General features: G+C 34.1%; 21 protein-coding genes and 1 tRNA gene. 5 read left to right on the forward strand and 17 right to left on the reverse strand.

All coding sequences use genetic code 11. From position 1 onward, the window contains the following. Nucleotides 1-56: 56 nt before the first annotated feature. The 4 genes from C8N37_RS09200 to C8N37_RS09215 form a co-directional block, all read right to left on the reverse strand. Nucleotides 57-1,340 carry a sensor histidine kinase gene (locus tag C8N37_RS09200; protein WP_108158641.1) on the reverse strand — a complete coding sequence of 428 codons (1,284 nt, stop codon included), beginning with the start codon at nucleotides 1,338-1,340 and terminating at the stop codon, nucleotides 57-59. A 69-nt stretch (nucleotides 1,341-1,409) separates the two neighbouring features. Next, on the reverse strand, nucleotides 1,410-2,081 hold the full coding sequence (locus C8N37_RS09205) for a response regulator transcription factor (RefSeq protein WP_108158642.1): 672 nt from the start codon (nucleotides 2,079-2,081) through the stop codon (nucleotides 1,410-1,412). Between the two features lie 52 nt (nucleotides 2,082-2,133). Then, nucleotides 2,134-2,427, reverse strand: coding sequence for a Smr/MutS family protein (locus C8N37_RS09210; RefSeq protein WP_108158643.1), 294 nt, complete (start codon nucleotides 2,425-2,427; stop codon nucleotides 2,134-2,136). Nucleotides 2,428-2,493: 66 nt separating this feature from the next. Then, nucleotides 2,494-2,898, reverse strand: a complete 405-nt coding sequence (locus C8N37_RS09215) for a hypothetical protein (protein ID WP_108158644.1) — start codon at nucleotides 2,896-2,898, stop codon at nucleotides 2,494-2,496. 338 nt (nucleotides 2,899-3,236) lie between these two features. Between C8N37_RS09215 and C8N37_RS09220 the strand changes: the two genes are divergently transcribed. Beyond that, nucleotides 3,237-3,986 (forward strand): copper homeostasis protein CutC, encoded by a 750-nt coding sequence (locus C8N37_RS09220; RefSeq protein ID WP_108158645.1) that lies wholly within the window; start codon nucleotides 3,237-3,239, stop codon nucleotides 3,984-3,986. A 45-nt stretch (nucleotides 3,987-4,031) separates the two neighbouring features. On the opposite strand, the gene C8N37_RS09225 is transcribed toward C8N37_RS09220, so the two are convergent. Together C8N37_RS09225 and C8N37_RS09230 are read right to left on the reverse strand one after the other, a co-directional pair. Continuing rightward, nucleotides 4,032-4,211 carry a spore protein gene (locus C8N37_RS09225; RefSeq protein ID WP_108158646.1) on the reverse strand — a complete coding sequence of 60 codons (180 nt, stop codon included), beginning with the start codon at nucleotides 4,209-4,211 and terminating at the stop codon, nucleotides 4,032-4,034. A 32-nt stretch (nucleotides 4,212-4,243) separates the two neighbouring features. Next, nucleotides 4,244-4,314: transfer RNA gene (locus C8N37_RS09230), tRNA-Cys, on the reverse strand. Between the two features lie 287 nt (nucleotides 4,315-4,601). On the opposite strand from C8N37_RS09230, the gene C8N37_RS09235 reads away from it, so the two are divergent. Both C8N37_RS09235 and C8N37_RS09240 read left to right on the forward strand, forming a co-directional pair. Then, nucleotides 4,602-5,255 (forward strand): porin family protein, encoded by a 654-nt coding sequence (locus tag C8N37_RS09235; RefSeq protein ID WP_108158647.1) that lies wholly within the window; start codon nucleotides 4,602-4,604, stop codon nucleotides 5,253-5,255. 126 nt (nucleotides 5,256-5,381) lie between these two features. After that, nucleotides 5,382-6,491, forward strand: coding sequence for an AI-2E family transporter (locus tag C8N37_RS09240; protein WP_108158648.1), 1,110 nt, complete (start codon nucleotides 5,382-5,384; stop codon nucleotides 6,489-6,491). A gap of 262 nt (nucleotides 6,492-6,753) precedes the next feature. Here C8N37_RS09240 and rpsJ read toward each other — a convergent pair whose 3' ends face one another. From rpsJ to C8N37_RS09265, 5 genes are all read right to left on the reverse strand, one after another. After that, the gene (gene rpsJ, locus C8N37_RS09245) at nucleotides 6,754-7,059 is read right to left on the reverse strand and encodes a 30S ribosomal protein S10 (RefSeq protein ID WP_013667229.1); all 306 of its coding nucleotides are present in this window, start codon (nucleotides 7,057-7,059) and stop codon (nucleotides 6,754-6,756) included. A 76-nt stretch (nucleotides 7,060-7,135) separates the two neighbouring features. Continuing rightward, the gene (fusA, locus tag C8N37_RS09250; RefSeq protein ID WP_108159050.1) at nucleotides 7,136-9,253 is read right to left on the reverse strand and encodes an elongation factor G; all 2,118 of its coding nucleotides are present in this window, start codon (nucleotides 9,251-9,253) and stop codon (nucleotides 7,136-7,138) included. A 128-nt stretch (nucleotides 9,254-9,381) separates the two neighbouring features. Further along, nucleotides 9,382-9,849: a 30S ribosomal protein S7 gene (rpsG, locus tag C8N37_RS09255; protein WP_045756100.1), complete on the reverse strand. Its 468-nt coding sequence runs from the start codon at nucleotides 9,847-9,849 to the stop codon at nucleotides 9,382-9,384. 19 nt (nucleotides 9,850-9,868) lie between these two features. Then, on the reverse strand, nucleotides 9,869-10,282 hold the full coding sequence (rpsL, locus tag C8N37_RS09260) for a 30S ribosomal protein S12 (RefSeq protein ID WP_002993550.1): 414 nt from the start codon (nucleotides 10,280-10,282) through the stop codon (nucleotides 9,869-9,871). A 131-nt stretch (nucleotides 10,283-10,413) separates the two neighbouring features. After that, on the reverse strand, nucleotides 10,414-12,264 hold the full coding sequence (locus C8N37_RS09265; protein WP_108158649.1) for an acyltransferase family protein: 1,851 nt from the start codon (nucleotides 12,262-12,264) through the stop codon (nucleotides 10,414-10,416). Nucleotides 12,265-12,513: 249 nt separating this feature from the next. Here C8N37_RS09265 and C8N37_RS09270 point away from each other — a divergent pair, with 249 nt between their 5' ends. Then, nucleotides 12,514-13,080 (forward strand): DUF1572 family protein, encoded by a 567-nt coding sequence (locus tag C8N37_RS09270; RefSeq protein ID WP_108158650.1) that lies wholly within the window; start codon nucleotides 12,514-12,516, stop codon nucleotides 13,078-13,080. 136 nt (nucleotides 13,081-13,216) lie between these two features. Here C8N37_RS09270 and rnr read toward each other — a convergent pair whose 3' ends face one another. From rnr to fsa, 3 genes are all read right to left on the reverse strand, one after another. Then, on the reverse strand, nucleotides 13,217-15,346 hold the full coding sequence (rnr, locus tag C8N37_RS09275) for a ribonuclease R (protein WP_108158651.1): 2,130 nt from the start codon (nucleotides 15,344-15,346) through the stop codon (nucleotides 13,217-13,219). A 514-nt stretch (nucleotides 15,347-15,860) separates the two neighbouring features. Continuing rightward, entirely contained in the window at nucleotides 15,861-16,319 is a 459-nt protein-coding gene (locus C8N37_RS09280; protein WP_108158652.1) for a Fur family transcriptional regulator, read from the reverse strand. 100 nt (nucleotides 16,320-16,419) lie between these two features. After that, the gene (gene fsa / locus C8N37_RS09285) at nucleotides 16,420-17,079 is read right to left on the reverse strand and encodes a fructose-6-phosphate aldolase (RefSeq protein ID WP_108158653.1); all 660 of its coding nucleotides are present in this window, start codon (nucleotides 17,077-17,079) and stop codon (nucleotides 16,420-16,422) included. A 169-nt stretch (nucleotides 17,080-17,248) separates the two neighbouring features. Here fsa and C8N37_RS09290 point away from each other — a divergent pair, with 169 nt between their 5' ends. After that, complete coding sequence (locus C8N37_RS09290; protein ID WP_108158654.1) at nucleotides 17,249-18,469, forward strand: MFS transporter; 1,221 nt, start codon at nucleotides 17,249-17,251, stop codon at nucleotides 18,467-18,469. Here the strand turns inward: C8N37_RS09290 and C8N37_RS09295 are convergent. From C8N37_RS09295 to C8N37_RS09305, 3 genes are all read right to left on the reverse strand, one after another. Beyond that, nucleotides 18,455-18,898 carry an aspartyl protease family protein gene (locus tag C8N37_RS09295; RefSeq protein ID WP_108158655.1) on the reverse strand — a complete coding sequence of 148 codons (444 nt, stop codon included), beginning with the start codon at nucleotides 18,896-18,898 and terminating at the stop codon, nucleotides 18,455-18,457. The two genes, C8N37_RS09290 and C8N37_RS09295, sit on opposite strands and share 15 nt — an antisense overlap. 63 nt (nucleotides 18,899-18,961) lie before the next feature. Further along, a complete protein-coding gene (locus tag C8N37_RS09300) occupies nucleotides 18,962-19,507 on the reverse strand; it encodes a helix-turn-helix domain-containing protein (protein WP_244914381.1) in 546 nt (181 codons plus the stop codon). Between the two features lie 29 nt (nucleotides 19,508-19,536). Beyond that, nucleotides 19,537-20,475: a malate dehydrogenase gene (locus C8N37_RS09305; protein ID WP_108158657.1), complete on the reverse strand. Its 939-nt coding sequence runs from the start codon at nucleotides 20,473-20,475 to the stop codon at nucleotides 19,537-19,539. Nucleotides 20,476-20,567 lie beyond the last annotated feature (92 nt).

Consider the following 20,567-nt stretch of genomic DNA (forward strand, 5'->3'; position numbering starts at 1 on the left):
AAATCCTCCTTTTATTTATAACAAAGTTCCTGTACAATTTGGTAAACAATTGGGAATTATAGTTTCTGTATTTTGAAAATATGAAAACTATCTGAGTATGAGTAGTTTATTTTTAAATTTTTATTTGTTTCTATAATTGTTTTGACGATTGAAAGTCCTAATCCATTCGAGTTTACAGCACTAGTTTCTTTATGAAAACGGTCAAAGATATGGTCTGCGGATAATCCTCTGCCTTTACCCGTATTTGCAATTGTAAAGTGATGCTGATCAATCTTAATTTCAATAAGCCCATCAAGTGATTTGTTATAATTGATGGCATTTCTCAGTAAATTTGATAATAGTATTTTTGCTAGGTCAACGTTAAAATCTATTGTAAATGTACCATGCTCATTAATCTTAATCTTAATCCCTTTAAATTCTATCAAATCTGCAAATTCCTCACAGACCTCAAAAATCAGTGAATTAAAGTTTATTTTTTCAATAGCTTCAAATTGATTATTTTCAATGCGGGATAGCATTAATAAGGCTTTATTTAATTTGATCATACGTTCCAGTGATTCTTTGGTTTCACTGATGGTGATTAAGTGATGCTCTGCCAATTCCTCATCTTCTAATAATAATTCTAGTTTATTAGTACTTATAGCTAATGGGGTTTGTAGCTCATGCGAAGCATTTTCAATAAATAGCTTTTGTTGTTTAAATATTTTTTCATTACGATCGAGCATCTTATCAATCTCTGTATCCAATTGGGTAAATTCTCGGACATTGCTTTTTATCGGTTCGGATTCTCTAATCTTTCCAAATTGGTATTGTTCAAGTTTGTTGAGTATTTGATAAAAAGGTTTAAAAGCTCGGTAAAACACCCATGTATTGAGTAAAAATATACTGATTATAATCAAGAAATAAAGGATGATCAATGCGGTTGCGAGATCATATTTTAACTCATCTTCTTCCACAGTAGACGTACGAATTTCCAGACGATACATTTGCTTATCCTTACCGTAGAAGTAAGTTGTTAGTATCCGATATGGCTCCATATCTTCATCATATGGCATGTAAATGAGTTCATTCCTGAAGGTGCTTTTTTCGATATGTTTTATTTTGACGTTTGATTTTGTAATCTTAAACTGATTGATTCCGAAAGTATCTGTTTTTAAAATAGATTCATCTTGGTACGCTGCACGTATAATTTCAATTTTTTGATTTTTTAAACCATCATCTACATTATCATACACCTCTTCAGTTATGTAGGCATAGAATAACGTAGCCCATACCGCAATTACGATCAAAATGATGATCGTGATATAGCTTAAAGTGTAATTTTTGAGTGATTTTTTCATCAAAATGAATTGTTGTAATATGGAGTGCTAATTGATACTATATCATTACGTTTGTTTCACTCAGCTTCATTAAATCAATTTATATCCAATGCCATATACCGCTTGAATGTCCATATCAGCATGATTATCCTTTAACTTTTTTCTTAAATTTTTAATTTGGGAATAGATAAAGTCTAAACTATCAGCTTGATCAATATGATCTCCCCAAATTGATTCTGCTAAACTATTTTTCTGAATAAGTTTAGTCGGTCTGATGATAAAATAGTAAAGTAGATCAAACTCCTTCCGATTCAGGTTCACAGGTTTACAATTAACCTGTATACTTCTATCAGTGGTGTTTACTGCAACATTTTTATAAACAATCACATCATCGCCATTTTGATTTTTTCTACGTATGATCGATTTTATCCTGGCATGGAGCTCAGCTAGATGAAAAGGTTTAGCGAGATAATCATCAGCTCCTAGTTCTAGACCTCTTACTTTATCATCTACTGAATCTTTAGCAGATAGGATAATCACTGATTCATCTTTTCCCAGTTCTTTTATTTTCTCCAAAAGTTGGAGACCGGAGCCTCCTGGTAGCATGATATCTAATAAAATACAATCATAGGTATAAATAGATATTTTTTCGAGCGCACTAGGATAGTCAAATGCTTGTTCTACTAGATATCTTTCGGCAAGTAGGGATTGCATAATGACTTGACTTAAAGCTGCTTCATCTTCAATCAATAATATTTTCATAAACACGAATTATGGAACAAGAGTAATACCCAAATTGGGAAACAATTAGGAATTAAAGCCCGATAACTACGACCACGATATCTTCATTATGGTAAGCTGGATGATAATGCGATATGACTCTTTGATCTTTATAAATCCTGAGTTCATCATAGATCATTTTTTTCAAAATTCCTTTACCTTTGCCATGTACAAATTTTATTTCTGGCATATCCCAATATATAGCAGCATCTAACATGTCACGCATATAGATCAATGATTCGTTTGCTAATTCATCTGCTGTGTAATCTTGCCAATCAGAAAGGAAGGCTTCGGCATGTAAATCAATTTGTACAGGTGGTTTTCTCATGTAGCTCTCTTTGTATTGAAAACAAAAGTACGATTAACGCACTAACAAATAAAGTTAATAGCCTGTTTACTTTATATAAATAGCAATATAAAGCAGGTCATACCATTTTTTTATAGTGGCAGCTTCTTCATAAAATTCCTTTTCAGCATATGCTAACATGATTTCCTGTACTTGAACTATCATATCATTCTGATCTTGGAAAATGCCATTACAATCTCGATAATCATTAATAATTTCCAACAAATAATGAAGTGATTTCATCTTATGATATAAAGAATGGTGCTTTTCGCCAATTAGATCTGCAATTTTCTCATGTTGCACTTCACACTCACCAATTTGGTTACGTGTCTTATTGTACAATTGGCTGTAATCAGCAATACGATCTCTTAGATCATAAATGTTATTTTGAAGATCTTCAATGAGTACAATGAGATTTTCTTGTATTTCAAAATCTTTTGATACAATTGACATATTACACCTTTTTGCAATGAATATAACTAAAATTTATATCATTTTTTAATACAATATAAACAAACAAATAAATATTGTAAATGTTTTGTTGTCTCATAATTAGTGTATTATGATGTTATCGTGCCTCTCTCTTTAACCTGTCACCTATATAATAAATAATATTTATCGTACATTTGTGACGTAAATAAAATGGAGGAATTGTATTAAACCAAAGACTCTACATCTACTACTTAAGCATATTTGGGATTTTGTGCTTAAATAAAAAAAGGGAGAAAGTTCAATTGAATTTTCTCCCTTTTTATGCAACTATTTTGAGAGTAAAATATTTTATAAAGTTTATGGGAAAAGAAATCAGTATAAACGGCTATCAATTGGAAATATGCTCAAACTCACCACAATCTGCACTTTATGCAGCACAAGGAGGAGCAACAAGAGTGGAATTTTGTCAAAACCTCGAAAATGGTGGAACGACTCCTTCTTATGGTCAGATTGTTCAAGTTAGAAAACTAATTGATATTGGCATACACGTCCTTATTCGTCCTCGAGCAGGTGATTTTGTGTACTCTGATTTAGAGTTCGAAGAAATGTTAGTTGATATTCAGTTTTGTAAAGATGCTGGCTGTGATGGGGTGGTAATCGGAATATTGAATATAGACGGTACAGTTGATGTGGAGCGTACTAAAGCACTTATTGAAGCAGCTCGGCCAATGCAGGTAACCTTTCATCGTGCTTTTGATAAATGCGCTTCTCCAATCACTTCATTAGCTGTATTGATAGAATTGGGTATTGATCGCTTATTAACTTCAGGAATGCAAGATAAAGCCGTGGACGCAATTGAATTGCTTAAACAATTAGTGGAATATGCAGAAGGAAAAATTGTCATTATGCCAGGCGCTGCAGTGGATAGTAGTAATATCGCGATGATCTTAAATACAACTGGTGCAATAGCTATACATAGTTCGGCTAAAGAAACTATAGTATCTAGTATGTCTTATGATCGTACTGAGGTGACAAGTATGAATGAATCAATCTATAGTACATCAAAAGAAAAAGTCCACCAGCTGGTAGACATCTTAAAAAAACAATAGCGTTGTAAATTACAACGCTATTGTTTTTTTAAATATTTTTTTAACCTACTTAGCTTCTGAAACTAATTGGTTTAAGATAGCATCGTTTTTAACGATTTGATTTGATTTCTTCATTTTAGATCTTGAACCAAGTTCAACATTTGTACCTAAACTTAAGAACTGAACTTCAACACGTGAAGTAGTTTTATTTCTTCTATCTTTTCTTTTTAAACGTGTAACTCCCATTTTGATAAATTTTTTTATTGTTCAATAAAACGAGGTCGGAAGCGGATTCGAACCGCTGTAGGAGGTTTTGCAGACCTCAGCCTAGCCACTCGGCCATCCGACCCTATTTGTTCCCCTGAGGGAATGCAAAAGTAAAATTAATATTTGGATTAAAAAAGACTATTGTGCAATTATTTTTTAAATAAATCATTATCAAGCTGTTTTGTTTAAAATTTATTTTGTGTTCTTAGTCTTTGATGATAATACTGTATAAATGAATAAATACTTGTCTATTTTTTTATACAGTAGATACATGACGTGATATTTAATTATCCTCTTGTAAATGAATGCTTTAATGATTTGGCTTGTAACTTGCAATATCCAAGATAACACTAATAATATAATAGAGCGATGAAAAAAATATTACTAACATTAGGCGCAGCATTTTTATTAACTGCTGGAGCTTATGCACAAGGAGGATTAGGATATGGTCTTAAAGCAGGGGTTAATATTCCTTCTTACAGTTATGGAGGAAGTGATCTTTCTGATTCCAAGTCAACAGTTAACTTTCATGTTACCGGTTATTTAGATGCGCCTGTAACAAGCAATTTTTATATTCAACCTGGAGTCTCATTACAAGGGAAAGGTGCTAAGTTTGCTGATTATAAACCGAGTGCTAACAGTACGTATGAGGTAAAAGAGAATACAATGTGGTTAGAGGTTCCAGTGAATTTTGTTTTGAAATTCCCGACAGCTGGTGAAGGTAAATTTTTCGTTGGAGCAGGTCCATATGTAGCTTTTGGTTTAAGTGGAAAAGATAAATACGAATTAAAGAATGGAGATGCTTCTACTTCAGTAACTAATGAATTTAAATTCGGAAAGGATGAAAGATTAAAAGGTACTGATTTTGGTGTTAACTTTTTAGCTGGATATCAATTAGGAAGTGGAATTTCGATTAATGCTGGTTATGGTTTAGGTCTAACAAATATCGCTGGATCTAAGTTCTTCGGAAAAGGGGATGTTAAAAACCGTGTTTGGTCAGTAGGTCTTGGATTTGGAATTTAATATCCAATTCATAAGATCAAATTAAATGATTAAAACTAAACCCTTGCTTTTTAGCAAGGGTTTTTTTATTTTCCTTTAAAACTTTACTTTAGTAGGGTTGTTTGAGATTTATAAATATATGATACTATGACAAAGTTTTTAGGCCTACCGTTTTATATAAAATTAGCCTGTACATTAATTTCTATTTTAGTTTTAGGTTATCTTGCTAAAATAGGAGATACAATTCTAGTTCCATTTATATTGGGTTTACTTTTAGCTTTACTGCTTGTTCCAGTCAGTAATTTCTTTGAAAATAAACTGAAATTTCCAAGGACAATTGCAGGAATTGTGACCGTTTTACTTTTTTTCGGTCTAGTAGGTTTTGGGTTCTATATGCTCGCTTCCCAATTATCAATGATTAAAGATGATTGGCCAGCATTTAAAGAACAAATCTTAGTTGGCTTTCATAATGTGCAAATTTGGGTTACAGACCGTTTTGGTGTGATGCATAATGAACAAATGGATATCATTAATAAAACAGCTACAAAATCTCTTGATAGTGGAACATTATTATTAGGAACAGCATTACTGTCTTTATCTTCTCTTTTTATACTTTTAGTCTTTACATTTCTATACACTTTTTTTCTACTGATCTACCGCAGTCATATTGTTAAATTTCTATTAATGCTCAATCATCAGGACCATCATGATATTGTATTGGATGTTGTGGGACAGATACAATACGTAGTGAAAAAATATTTGATTGGATTGCTTTTACAGATGTTGATTGTATCCACCTTAGTATTTGCAGCCTTGAGTATAATAGGAGTGAAGTACAGTTTGTTGTTGGCCATTATTACAGGTGTATTTAATGTGCTACCCTATATCGGGATTTTTACCTCTATATTAATTATTGCGTTACTTACTTTTGCTACCACTTCATTTACCCATGTGCTCATTGTGATCGGTGCACTTATTATTATACATCTTATCGATAGTAATTTTATTGTGCCTAAAGTTGTTGGATCCAAAGTCAAAGTTAACTCTTTGTTTGCCATGATGGCCATTATTGTAGGAGAAATGATATGGGGAATTTCTGGAATGTTTCTAGCCATCCCTATCCTTGCGATATGTAAGATCGTGATGGATCGCGTCAAAGAATTAAAACCTTGGGGATTTTTGCTTGGAGAAGAAGATAGTAAACGTGATAAAGATTTGAATAAAGTTAAAACAATAAGTCTTAAAAAGAATCAATAAACAATATATTGATACTTATTTGGTATTAATGTATTTTGAAAATTAACATAATTAAAACCTCAGTTATGTACATAATTATGGCGCATTTAAAGCTTATCTAACGTTTTGTTTATAGATCTAGCTATTATCTAGTTTTTATATAAATATTTCAATGTAGCGCTTTATATGAATTGATAATCAGGCATAGATAACTAACTCTAATAAAAAAGGCTTCTAATTTAACATTAGAAGCCTTTCTTGTTTTTTAATCAGTGCAATTCTATCACACTTTGATTTCTACTTCAACACCTGAAGGTAATTCAAGTTTCATCAATGCATCAACAGTTTTAGAGTTAGATGAATAAATATCTAACAATCTCTTGTATGAACATAATTGGAATTGCTCACGCGCTTTTTTGTTAACGTGTGGAGAACGTAAAACTGTATAGATTTTTTTCTCAGTAGGTAATGGAATAGGACCACTAACAACTGCGCCTGTAGGCTTTACTGTTTTTACGATCTTCTCAGCTGATTTGTCAACTAAATTGTAATCGTATGATTTCAATTTGATTCTGATTCTTTGGCTCATTTTTGTTTTTGTTTAAATTGATCTCCCGTTAGAGCTATTATCAACAGGAGATCGGTTTACTTTATATTAGAAAGGATTATTCTCCTTTTAATTTACCTTTTGCTTTTGCAACAACTTCTTCAGTAACGTTGCGTGGAGCTTCTTCGAAGTGATCAAATTCCATAGTGGAAGTTGCACGACCTGAAGTGATCGTACGTAATTGTGTTACGTAACCGAACATTTCTGAAAGTGGAACTAATGCTTTAATTACTTGAGCACCATTACGGCTATCTAAACCTTGCATCAAACCACGACGACGGTTTAAATCACCCATTACATCACCCATGTTTTCTTCTGGTGTTAAAACCTCTATTTTCATAATTGGTTCCATCAACACTGGAGAACATTTTGGTAATGCTTCACGGTATGCCGAACGAGCAGCTAATTCGAAAGATAATGAATCTGAATCGACAGCGTGGAATGAACCATCAATCAAACGAACTTTCATTCCTGATAATGGGAATCCTGCTAAGACACCATTTTTCATTGATGTTTCAAATCCTTTTTGAACTGAAGGGATAAATTCTTTTGGAATTTTACCACCAACGATTTCATTTACGAATTGAAGAGGTGATTTCGTTAAATCTGCATCTTCATCTGCTGGAGAAATAACAACTTTGATATCCGCAAATTTACCACGACCACCTGATTGTTTTTTGAATACCTCACGGTGTTCAGTAGTTCCGTTGATAGACTCTTTGTATGATACTTGAGGAGCGCCTTGGTTAACCTCAACTTTGAATTCACGTTTCAAACGGTCGATCAAGATCTCTAAGTGAAGCTCACCCATACCAGAGATAACAGTTTGACCAGTTTCTTCGTCAGTTTTTACTACGAATGTAGGATCTTCTTCAGCTAATTTACCAAGACCGATACCTAATCTATCAATGTCAGCTTGAGTTTTTGGCTCAATAGCTAAACCAATAACTGGCTCAGGGAAATTCATTGATTCTAACACGATAGGGTGCTTTTCATCACATAAAGTATCACCAGTTTTGATATCTTTGAAACCAACAACAGCACCGATATCACCAGCCTCGATGAAAGGGATAGGGTTTTGTTTGTTAGCGTGCATTTGGAAGATACGAGAGATACGCTCTTTGTTACCTGAACGTGTGTTCAATACATAAGAACCCGCATCTAATTTACCTGAATAAGCACGGATGAAACACAAACGACCTACGAAAGGGTCAGTTGCAATTTTGAATCCTAATGCTGCGAAAGGCTCGTTAACATCTGGTTTACGTATTAATTCTGCACCTGTATCAGGATGAGTACCTTTAACACCTTCTGAATCCATTGGAGAAGGCAATAATTCCATTACTAAATCCAACATAGTTTGAACACCTTTGTTTTTGAAAGATGAACCACAAACCATAGGAACGATAGAGTTATCCAATACTGCTGCACGTAAAGCATTTAAAATTTCACGCTCAGTTAATGAATTAGGATCTTCGAAGAATTTCTCCATCAAAGATTCATCATAGCCAGCAACAGCTTCTAATAAACGCTCACGGTATTCAGCAACCTCTTCCAACATATCTTCTGGAATAGGAACTTCTGTAAAAGTCATACCTTTATCATGCTCATTCCAAACGATACCACGGTTGTTAATTAAATCAACAACACCAGTGAAAGTATCTTCAGAACCAATAGGAAGTTGTAAAGCTACTGCTTCAGAACCTAACATTGATTTTACTTGACCAACAACTTTTAAGAAGTCAGCACCTGAACGGTCCATTTTGTTTACGAAACCAATACGTGGAACAGCGTAGTTATCCGCTAATCTCCAGTTAGTCTCTGATTGAGGCTCAACACCATCAACTGCAGAGAATAAGAATACTAATCCGTCTAATACACGTAACGAACGGTTTACCTCAACCGTGAAATCTACGTGACCTGGAGTATCGATAACGTTTACTTGGTATTTGTTACCACGGTACTGCCAGAAAACTGTAGTAGCAGCAGAAGTAATTGTGATACCACGCTCAGCTTCTTGCTCCATCCAGTCCATTGTCGAAGCACCTTCGTGTACTTCTCCAAGTTTATGGTTAACACCTGAGTAGTAAAGAATACGCTCAGTTGTAGTTGTTTTACCAGCATCGATGTGAGCAGCGATACCAATATTTCTAGTGAATTTTAAATCTCTTGCCATAATATTTTTAAGCATTAGCCTAGATAAGGCCGTATGTTTTTTTGTCTAAATAAGTACACCGATCCTGATAAAAGAATAAACGTTTACCTAAGATCGGTGTAATCATATTTGTGTGTGTAAGTTCAAAACTAGAATCTGAAGTGTGAGAACGCTTTGTTAGCTTCAGCCATTTTGTGCGTATCTTCTTTCTTCTTAACAGCAGCACCTTCACCTTTAGAAGCTGAAATGATTTCTCCTGCTAATTTTTCGAACATTGTTTTTTCACCACGTTTACGTGAATATGAAATTAACCATTTCATACCCAAAGCAATTTTGCGTTCAGGACGAACTTCCATAGGAACTTGGAAGTTAGCACCACCAACACGACGAGATTTAACCTCTACAGCTGGCATAACGTTGTTTAAAGCTTTTTTCCAAGCTTCTAAACCGCTTTCGCTAGTTTTTTGCTCTACTAATTCAATCGCGTTGTAAAAAATATCATATGCTGTAGATTTTTTACCATCATACATCATATTGTTTACAAAACGAGTTACCTGAGTGTCGTTAAACTTTGGATCAGGTAAAATGATTCTCTTTTTTGGTTTTGATTTTCTCATTTTTCTTTCCTCCGTTTAATTATTTCTTTTTACCTTTTGCTGGCGCAGCCGCTGCTTGTCCTGGTTTAGGACGCTTAGTTCCGTATTTAGAACGACGTTGGTTACGACCTGCTACACCTGAAGTATCTAATGCACCGCGGATAATGTGGTAACGTACACCTGGTAAATCTTTAACACGACCACCACGAATCAAAACGATTGAGTGCTCTTGTAAATTGTGACCTTCTCCAGGGATGTAAGCGTTGACCTCTTTACCGTTTGTTAAACGTACACGAGCTACTTTACGCATTGCTGAGTTTGGTTTTTTAGGGGTAGTAGTATATACACGTGTACATACACCTCTTCGCTGTGGACATGAGTCCAACGCTGGTGACTTACTCTTGTCAACCAGAGCTACTCTACCTTTTCTAACTAATTGTTGAATAGTAGGCATTTACCTGATTTTGTTATTTAATTTAATTCTTAAATTATTATAAGTTCGCAAAGATAACGATTTTATTGTTAAATCGTAACACCTCGCCAATTAGTTTTCCACATTTTGCTTGAATATCTTTGACTTAGCTCTTAGATAAGTCTATTCTTAAGTAAATATTTAATAATTTGATCTGCGCCATATTTTGACAAATGGTCGTCATCGTGCATATAAGGGTCTTGACCATTATATTTATTAACTTCTGGTAAAGTATAGATATCAATATAAATATCTTTAGGAATAAAGGTTTGAAGATAATGATTGATGTGGACGGAACTCGGATTAATATAGTTTTCTTCTTTTACCGTGCTATTCTTAATTTTTAAAGCCAATATGTTAGGAAAAATGATGGAATAGCTAGGGGTTTGTCCAATCATTTTAAGTGTAATGTTTTTTTCTTTAAAATACTGTATTACCTTTTGAAGTTTGAGCTTTAAAGTTTCATCTGGGTACTGTTGTGAACCCCAAAAACCAACAAGAATGACCTCGTCTATATGTTTTGCATTTTCAGGGATAAACTTCTGATACATATAGTCTATAAGTTCGCAAGAAGTTTTAGGACCTTTTGTATCTAATAAGGGGTAACTTGTAGATACGGTCGCTTGCAAAAGATTGATATCTTGTTTTTCAAGTTGCTCTTTTAGACTTTGTGCGAAAACGCCAGCATGGCTGTCACCAAGTAGAAGAATGTTTTTTTTACTAGGAGCTATGTTGGCACAAATGTCAAAATCATATTGACTAAATGTATTGTCTATATCTAAATGACAGACTCCCTTTCTAAATTGAAAGGGCAGATGATGTTTTCTATAATTTGTATTGTAATTGGTGAGGTGTTCAATTTCCTTGTTAATTTTTAATTGATCATAAGGGAATAGCATCATGATTGCGGCTAGTATAGCAATGCTTATTGCTGTAACTAAAGTAAATCGTATTTGATTAAATTTTTTATTAGACTCAATGGTATAAAACGAGATGCAAGCGCAGATAAAGGAAACAATAAGTATACTAATAGTAGTGTAAGACTGATTTAGTCCCAAGTAGATCGCAAATACATAAATTGGCCAATGCCATAAATATAGCGAATATGAAATCTTACCAACCCATTGAAGTGGTTTAAAAGACAGAGTTTTAAAGTCATATTGTACTAGGAGGATGATAAATGTAGACACTACCGGAATAAGCGTGTAGTACGATGGCCAGCTGATATCGTCCTCTTTGAGTAAAAGGATGCATCCTATTAGTGTGCTATATCCAAAAAGCGCAAATAATTTTCTCCAAAATTTTGGTAATGTTTTTTTTACATCTGCTTCCCATAGACATGCAAGTCCACCGAGTAGCATTTCCCAAGCCCGTGTTGGGAACATATAAAAGCTGAGCGATTGATCCCTATGATTGAAAAATAAATTCAGACCCAAGGAAAGAATGATCAAGCTTATGAAGAAACAAATGAACTGTCTTTTATTGCTCAAATAGCAATTTCGAAATGGATATAGGAGCGCAGGATACAATAAATAAAACTGCCATTCTACAGATAGTGACCAAGTATGTAACAGTATATTATTTTGTGAAGCCACATCAAAGTAACCACTATGGATGTAGTAATCGATATTAGAAATAAAAAGAATACTAAAAAAGGAATTGTTGCCAAGTTGTTGCAAATCGTTAGGTAATAGAATTAAATTACCCATGATAGCTGTACCTACAATTAGAAAAACAAGTGCAGGGATGATACGTACAACTCGTTTAATGTAAAACTGCTTGAAAGAAAATATGTTGTTTTCAAATCCTTTAAGAATAATATGGGTCATTAAATATCCGGATATGACAAAGAAGATATCTACACCACTGAATCCGCCGTCAAAGTATGGGATCTTGAAATGAAAAAAAAGTACTGCTAACACAGCTAATGCACGTAATGCTCCAATATCATTTCTAAATTTCATTCTTAAATATGAATAGTAGTAAGCTGCAAATCTGAGCAAAATAATTTATTTGACCTATTAATTTTTTTTCATTTATTCTTGAATCAGTATAGAAAATTCTAAACAATGCTTTTTAATAATATACATTTTTTCAATGAATTGTCAATTTTTATGATTTAGCGCGGGAAAGATGATTTTTTCTAACTAAATTTAAGCATCTGTCATAGAAGATTATATAGAAGGAGTTTTTAAAATGTAAATAGAGGTGTTATGAATTATTTAGAAGATGTTCAAAAATTGTTTTTGTACTATAAACATTTAGTTGATAGCACTTTAAGTCAACTTACTGATAGTCAGTTGTTTTGGCGATATAATGAAGAGAGTAATAGTGTTGCGGTGCTGATTCAGCACATATCTGGAAATATGAAATCACGATTTACAGATTTTCTGACTTCAGATGGTGAAAAAGAGTGGCGTAACCGGGATGCAGAGTTTGAACTTGTTAATGAAGATAAAATGAGACTTTTGCAGGAGTGGGATGAAGCCTGGAAAAGCTTATTTGCTACGTTGAAAAATTTGGAATTTGAAGACTTGAGTAAGACTATCTATATTAGAAATCAAGGACATACTGTCGTAGAAGCTATCAATAGGCAATTGTCACATTATCCCTATCATGTAGGACAGATTGTGATGTTAGGAAAGATGATGAAAGGAAATGATTGGCGATCGCTATCTATCCCTAGAGGAGAGTCTGGAGTATATAATTCAGTGAGATTTATACAGTCAAAGCGAACAGAACATTTTACAGATGAAATATTACGTCATTTAGATGGTTAGTTAGTTAGTTAGTTAGTTAGTTAGTTAGTTAGTTAGTTAGTTAGTTAGTTAGTTAGTTAGTTAGTTAGTTAGTTAAAAAAATGCCCCCAAAAAAGAATGAACTCGATTGGAGGCTATAGTTGTGAATGTTTTTGGATTAGCTGATTAAAGTAAAGTCAATTTGACGTTTGTCAAGATCCACTTTCTTAACTTTGATCTGCACTTCGTCACCTAATTGATATTTCTTTTTCTTGCGTTGACCAATAATCGCAAAATTCTTTTCATCTAATACATAAAAGTCATCGTTAATATCCCGCAATCTAACCATACCCTCACATTTGTTAGTTTCGATTTCGACATACATACCCCATTCAGTTACGCCAGATATAATTCCTGTATATTCAGTTCCAATTTGTTCTTGTAAAAATTCAGCCTGTTTATATTTGATCGATGCACGTTCTGCCTCTGCAGCTTTCTTTTCCATCTGTGAAGTGTGCTCACACATTTTCTCATAATGGTCTGCATTAATTTTATTACCACCATCTAAGTAATAAGCCAATAATCGATGAACCATTACATCAGGGTATCGACGTATGGGAGAGGTGAAGTGAGTGTAATAATCGAAGGCAAGTCCATAGTGGCTTGTTCCTTTAGTCGTGTAGATCGCTTTTGCCATAGACCTTATTGCAAGTGATGTAAGCATATTTTGCTCTTTGCTACCTTCAATTTTTGTCATTAACGCGTTTAAGGATTTTGCAGTCTCTTTATCGGATTTGATTGTTAGCTTATGTCCAAATCGAGATGCAAATTGAGAAAACGTGGCCAATGTTTCTGGGTTTGGTACATCGTGAAAACGATATACAAATGGTAATTTATTTTTACCCTTACCTTGTTTGCCAATATATTCTGCCACTTTTCTATTTGCAAGAAGCATAAAATCTTCAATGAGTTTATGTGCATCTTTTCTAACCTTGGTGTAGACTCCTGTCGGCTTACCGTTTTCATCTAATGTGAATTTTACTTCTTCACTTTCAAAAGCAATTGCGCCATTCTTAAATTTGCGTTCCCGAAGAATGTAGGCAAGCTCATTTAATTTAAGTATTTCTGTCGTAAAATCTCCTGATTTTGTTTCGATAACCTCTTGAGCTTCTTCATAAGAAAATCTTCGGTTGGAGTGAATGATAGTTCTTCCAAACCATTGATCTAAAACATTAGCTTTTTCATCGAGCTCAAAGACAGCGGAGAAACAAAGTTTATCTTCATGCGGACGAAGTGAACACACACCGTTGGAAAGTCTTTCAGGAAGCATGGGAATCACGCGATCAACCAGATATACCGAAGTCCCCCTTTCGTATGCCTCTTTGTCTAATTCAGTGTCTGGGATGACAAAATGTGAAACATCTGCGATGTGTACACCAATTTCATAATTTCCATTCTCAAGTTGTTGAAAAGAGATCGCGTCATCAAAGTCTTTTGCATCAACAGGATCAATAGTAAAAGTGGTGATATTTCTAAAATCTCTTCTTTTAGAAATTTCTTCTTTCGAGTAGGTGTCAGGCAATGCATTTGCCTCTTCTTCTACTTTTTTTGGAAATTTTAACGGAAATCCATAGTCTGCCAAGATGGCATTCATCTCCGTGTTGTTTTCTCCTTTTTTTCCAAGAATTGTCTTTACTTTACCAATCGGATTTTTTGCTCCCTGCGGCCAATCAACAATAGATACGACTACCTTTTCTCCATCTTTAGCACCTTCGAGGTTATCTAATGGAATGAAGATGTCATGTAACATTTTTCGATCATCTGCAATGAAAAATGCAAAGTTCTGAGAAAGGTTGATAATACCTGTGAAATCTGTTTTTGCACGTTGGATGATCTCTACTACTTCACCTTCTTTTTTACGTCCTCTGCTCTTTTCAAAAGTGTGTACTTTAACGATATCACCATGAAGAGCCTGACGCAATTTTCTAGGTGCCACAAAGATGTCATTCTCGAATTCATCTTCAGGTATAATATAAGCAGATCCTTCAGCGGTCATATCTACTTTTCCAGTTACGTAAACTTTGAGTTGACGTAGCTTGAATTTTCCTTTTTCAACCTCTAAAAATGGGCTGTTTTTTGCATGTTCAGTCAGGATATTGGCAATAGCTATTTTGGAATCGGAATCTTGAACGTTCAATTTTGATGCGACTTGTTTGTAGTTGAGCGGTTTGTTATTTGACTTCTCAAAGATGTCGATGATGAGCTGAGTCAAAACCTCTTGATATGGGTTTTCTTTTTTTGTCGTCATACGTATTTTATTTACTTTTTATTATGTTGTGAATAGGGGAGGACCAATACATAATCATGATATAACATGATCATGATTTACCTCTATTTTCCAGCCCTTGTCACCAACAATATACACATATTAATCTGAAAAATGAGACACTATCATCTTCTTTGTTTTATATTTTTTTTAATTGTATTTCTTATTCTCTTTAGCCTAATTATATATTTGATAAACAGTATTTTGTGTTTATCATTGCTTAATGAATCTGATGAAAGAGAAGTTTCAAAGGTTTGTACGGAGGTCTTACCTCCATTTTACTCTATTTTGCTAAATATAATAAATGATATGATTATTGATTATGAAGTTTTTAATTATCTTTATTTCAATTAATTAGCTTTTTAAAAGCTAAAATTTAGCATATAGAAAATATATTTAATTAGCTTGGGCTGATGCTTTAAATTAGATGGAAATGATGGTTTCATTAAAAAAAGAGAAACCATCAAATGTCGTCGATTTGGAAGATGTATTGAATTTAGTTTTCAGGGCATTGATCACAAAGTCCAAGAGCATTTATAGCTATTGTTTCCAGTTTGTAACCTTGAGGAAGATTAAATTTTGGAAGAGTGATTTCTTCCATACAATAGACCGAATTGCAGCACCTACAGATGAAATGAACATGTTGATCATGATGATTATGTTCTGAGCAATTTGTGGAACATAGTGCATAAGTTGCCGTTCCGTTGAGATCAAAAATTTTATGCAGTATACCCTTCTCTTCAAAAGAAGCTAGTACTCGATATAGCGTTACACGATCAATTTCATTACCAATTAATTTTTCCAACTCTGGTTGTGAAATTGCTGATTTCTTAGTCGATATAGTTTCTAAAGTTCGGAGTCTAGGTTGCGTTACTTTTAGATGATATTGCTTTAGCAAAGCTGTAAAATCTACAGGCTCACGTACTGCTTTTTCATGTTGTTGATCTTTACTCATATTACAAAAATACATCATTATTCCTATATAAAAAAACGGTCAAAAAGAAGTATTAATTACTAGCTTTTTGACCGTTCCTTTAAAGACGTTTTATTTAAAATTATTTACCTGCCGCTTTAGCGTGATCAGCTAAGAAAGTAGCTAGACCACTATCCGTCAAAGGGTGTTTCAATAAAGCAGTAATAGCTGATAATGGACCCGTCATAACATCAGCTCCGATTTTAGCACAACCTAAGATATGTGCACTATTACGTACCGATGCAGCTAAGATCTGTGTAGGGAAACTATAGTTATCATAGATCAAACGGATCTCTTCGATAAGACCTAGACCGTCTGTCGATATGTCATCTAAACGTCCGATGAAAGGTGAAACATAAGTGGCTCCAGCTTTCGCAGCAAGTAAGGCTTGACCAGCTGAAAAAACCAAAGTACAATTTGTTTTGATTCCTTTTTTGCTGAAATATTTAATTGCTTTAATACCATCTTTGATCATTGGAACTTTAACAACAATCTTGTCATCTAGTTTTGCAAGTGCCTCTCCTTCTGTGATCATTTCTTCGTAATTTGTAGAAATTACCTCTGCGCTTACATCCCCATCTACGATAGCACATATGGCTTTGTAATGATTAATTACATTTTCGTCACCACTAATTCCTTCTTTGGCCATTAAACTTGGATTTGTTGTTACCCCGTCTAATACACCTAAATCTTGTGCTTCTTTGATTTGTTCTAAGTTTGCTGTGTCAATAAAAAATTTCATCTCGTATTGAATTGATTGTTAATTGTTTGGTTTATTTACCTTTAAGTGGTAAAGTTATCGATTAAAATTCACTAATCTCGTGATGAATTGAAATTACTGCACAAATATTGCTTGCTATGTACTGTTCATTATAGATTACTACTTTCATTTACTTCTATTACGTGTTGATATGCAGATATTTCGTTCTCTTGAATACCCCAATTTTCGATTACATATAATTGGACAAGCAATTTCATTGATGGGAACGTGGATGCAGCGAGTTGCCATTAGTTGGCTGGTATATAAATTAACGGACTCCGTATTTTGGCTGGGTTTTGTTTCTTTTATATCATTGCTTCCTTCTTTAGTGCTATCTCCATTTATAGGAAGCTTTGTAGATAAACACAAGAAGTATAAACTTGTCTTTATGACACAGATAGGTTTGATGATCCAAGCAGGGATTCTCACGTTACTGGTATATCTAAAAATGGAGACGGTGTTATGGCTATCTATATTGGGATTTGCACAAGGTGTTATCAATGCATTTGATGTATTGGGAAGACAATCTTTAATGGTACATCTAGTTGATAATAGAAAAGATTTACCTAATGCTATAGCACTCAACTCTTCTATATTCAATGCAGCACGGATGGTCGGTCCAGCGATAGGAGGGATCCTTTTGAGTACTTATGGAGAAATGATGTGTTTTAGTAGCAATTTTTTGAGCTTTATACCTGTTTTGATTACACTTTGGATGATGAACGTCAGCGAAAGTACAGCTAGCTTAAGTAAAGGAAGCAATTGGCAAGGATTAGTTGAAGGTTTTTTCTATTTGAAACGATCTCCACATATTTTTTCACTCATTATTGTAATGACTTTTTCTAGTCTATTGGTCATTCCGTATACCTCGTTATTGCCGGCTGTAGCTAAAGAAATGTTTCATGGTGATGCAGGTACCTTTTCTTGGTTCGAGAGCGCTGCAGGTCTAGGGGCAATGGTTGGTGCAATCAATATGGCACGTCTGAAGTCAGGTACAAATATGCGCTATCAAGTAATGGGAGCAGCTTTGTTAATGGGGGCGGCTTTATTCTTACTAGGTCATTCTTCTGTTCTGGCTCTGGCTTTAGTCTATACAGCTGTTGTATCTTTTGCGATGATGATGCAGAATTCAAGTATCAATACTTATATACAGACGCATGCGATGCCGATGTATCGCGCTCGAGCGATATCATATTACGTTATGGCATTCCAAGGTGTTTTTCCAATTGGGAGCTTACTAATCGGAGCATTGGCAAGCTATTTTGGACTGCGAAGTGTATTGTATTTTATGGGTGGAGCAGGAATATTGATCGCCTTATCTTATTATTTGTATTTAAGGATGCATATCCATAAAAGACTATTTAAGTTTTAACTTTCTTTTGAGTAATTTAAGTGTTTTCTTTTTGTAGTCAATCACAGCACCATAACGACCTAAAATATCTCCTCCTATCACGCCAATTACAGGTTGTAAGTTCATCTGCTCATAGGCATAGTTGATAGAGCTCAGATCCAGTACTGCAGCTCTGTAGTTTTTTATTGTCCAGTTCTGCATACTAAGAAGCGGTATATGGATCAAAAAACTTTGCATGGTATTAGTGCCCAACCCAGATGAAAGTGTATCTGTATTTTCCAATTGGAATTGGTCCGAATGAATTTTTTCCAATTGATTTTTATCAAATACAGTCTTTGAAGCTCCAGTATCGAGAACCATGAGATGAACAGTATTGAATAATGTAACTTCAACTAGAATATGAGTACCTTGTTCTTGTAATTGTAAAAGCTTAAGTGGGATGATTGCCATATTTCAAACATAGAAAAAATATATGCTTACCGAAAGGATAAAATATATTTTTGACCTCAATGATTATACCTGATCTAAGGTTTGCCTAAGTGAGGTCGGGTTATTTAGATTTTTAAATTGCGTAGGAGTAAGACCTGTGTTTTTTTTAAATTGGTTGCTGAGATAAGCAGTACTTGAATAATTGAGCTTTTCCGCTATCTGTGCCAAAGATAATTCATCATAAATTAACAATTCTTTGATATATTCTATTTTTTGGAAAATAGCATATTTTTCAATACTGGTGCCACTCACAGATGAAAATAATGAAGTCAGAGTACTATATTCTAGATGTAAGTTATCACATAATATCTCCGAAAGGTTTTTATTTAAATATTGGTATGGCTGACGTGTGTAATCAATGATCACTAGTTTTATTTTCTCAATAACACGTGTGTTTTTATCATCTATCAATTCAAATCCAATAGCCTGCAAGCTTTCTTGTATGCGTTTTCGCTGTGCTGGTTTCAAAGTTTCTTTTAAACTAACAACCCCTAGTTGAAGATCACGATAAGAGATATGCAACTCTTTAAATATATTTTCTACAGCCATTTTACATCTATTGCAGACCATATTTTTAATAAAGAGTTGCATATAATTTTTTATAAAACGTTAATTTCTTTTAACACATTATTCATGTTACGGACTGCTTCAGCACTTTTATGTAATTTTTGCTTTTCCTCTTCCGACAGGTTCAAAGGTACAATTTTATCCCAACCATTTTTATTAATGATAACAGGGACACCTAAAGTGATATCTGATAGTCCAAATTCTCCATCTAAAAATACACTAGCTGTGAAGAGTTTATTTTGATCACGGACAATACTCTCCACGACTGCTGCGGTTGCGGCTCCTGGAGCATACCAAGCCGATGTACCAATTAAAGCGGTCAGGGTAGCACCACCCACCATTGTTTTATGTACGATCTCATCTTGTTCCTCCTCGTTCAAAAAATCAGTTACAGGAATGCTATTCCAAGTAGCATGTTTGATCAGAGGAATCATAGTAGTATCTCCATGACCGCCAATAACAATTGCATTAAGGTCTCCTGCAGATGCATTTAATTTATCACTTAATTGATATTTGAATCGAGCAGAATCTAATGTTCCTCCCATACCAATAATTCTATTCTTCGGAAGACCAGAACTTTGAAGGGCAAGATAAGTCATTGTATCCATAGGGTTAGATACAATGACAATAATGATATCTGGTGAATGTTTTACCAAATTATCGACTACCGTTTTAACAATATTAGCATTCGTACCAATTAATTCTTCTCTAGTCATTCCAGGTTTTCTAGGAATCCCTGATGTAATAACGGCCACTGTCGAGCCAGCTGTAGCACTGTAGTCATTGGTTACACCTTTAATTTTGGAATCGAAACCTAATAAAGCAGCAGTCTGTGACATATCTTGTGCTTTACCCTCTGCAAAACCTTCTTTAATATCTAAAAGTATGATTTCTTCAGCAACTTCTCTTCTCATTAAATTATCTGCAGTGGTCGCTCCAACTGCTCCTGCACCAACTATTGTAACTTTCATAAGCTTATTAATTTTGGTCCTTAGACATTAATTTTTCTTTGAATTTACTCATTAAATGGTAGGAATACAATTAAGTTTTATAAAAAGTAATT

This window comes from Sphingobacterium faecium, from assembly GCF_003054045.1.
Taxonomy (GTDB): Bacteria; Bacteroidota; Bacteroidia; order Sphingobacteriales; family Sphingobacteriaceae; genus Sphingobacterium; species Sphingobacterium faecium.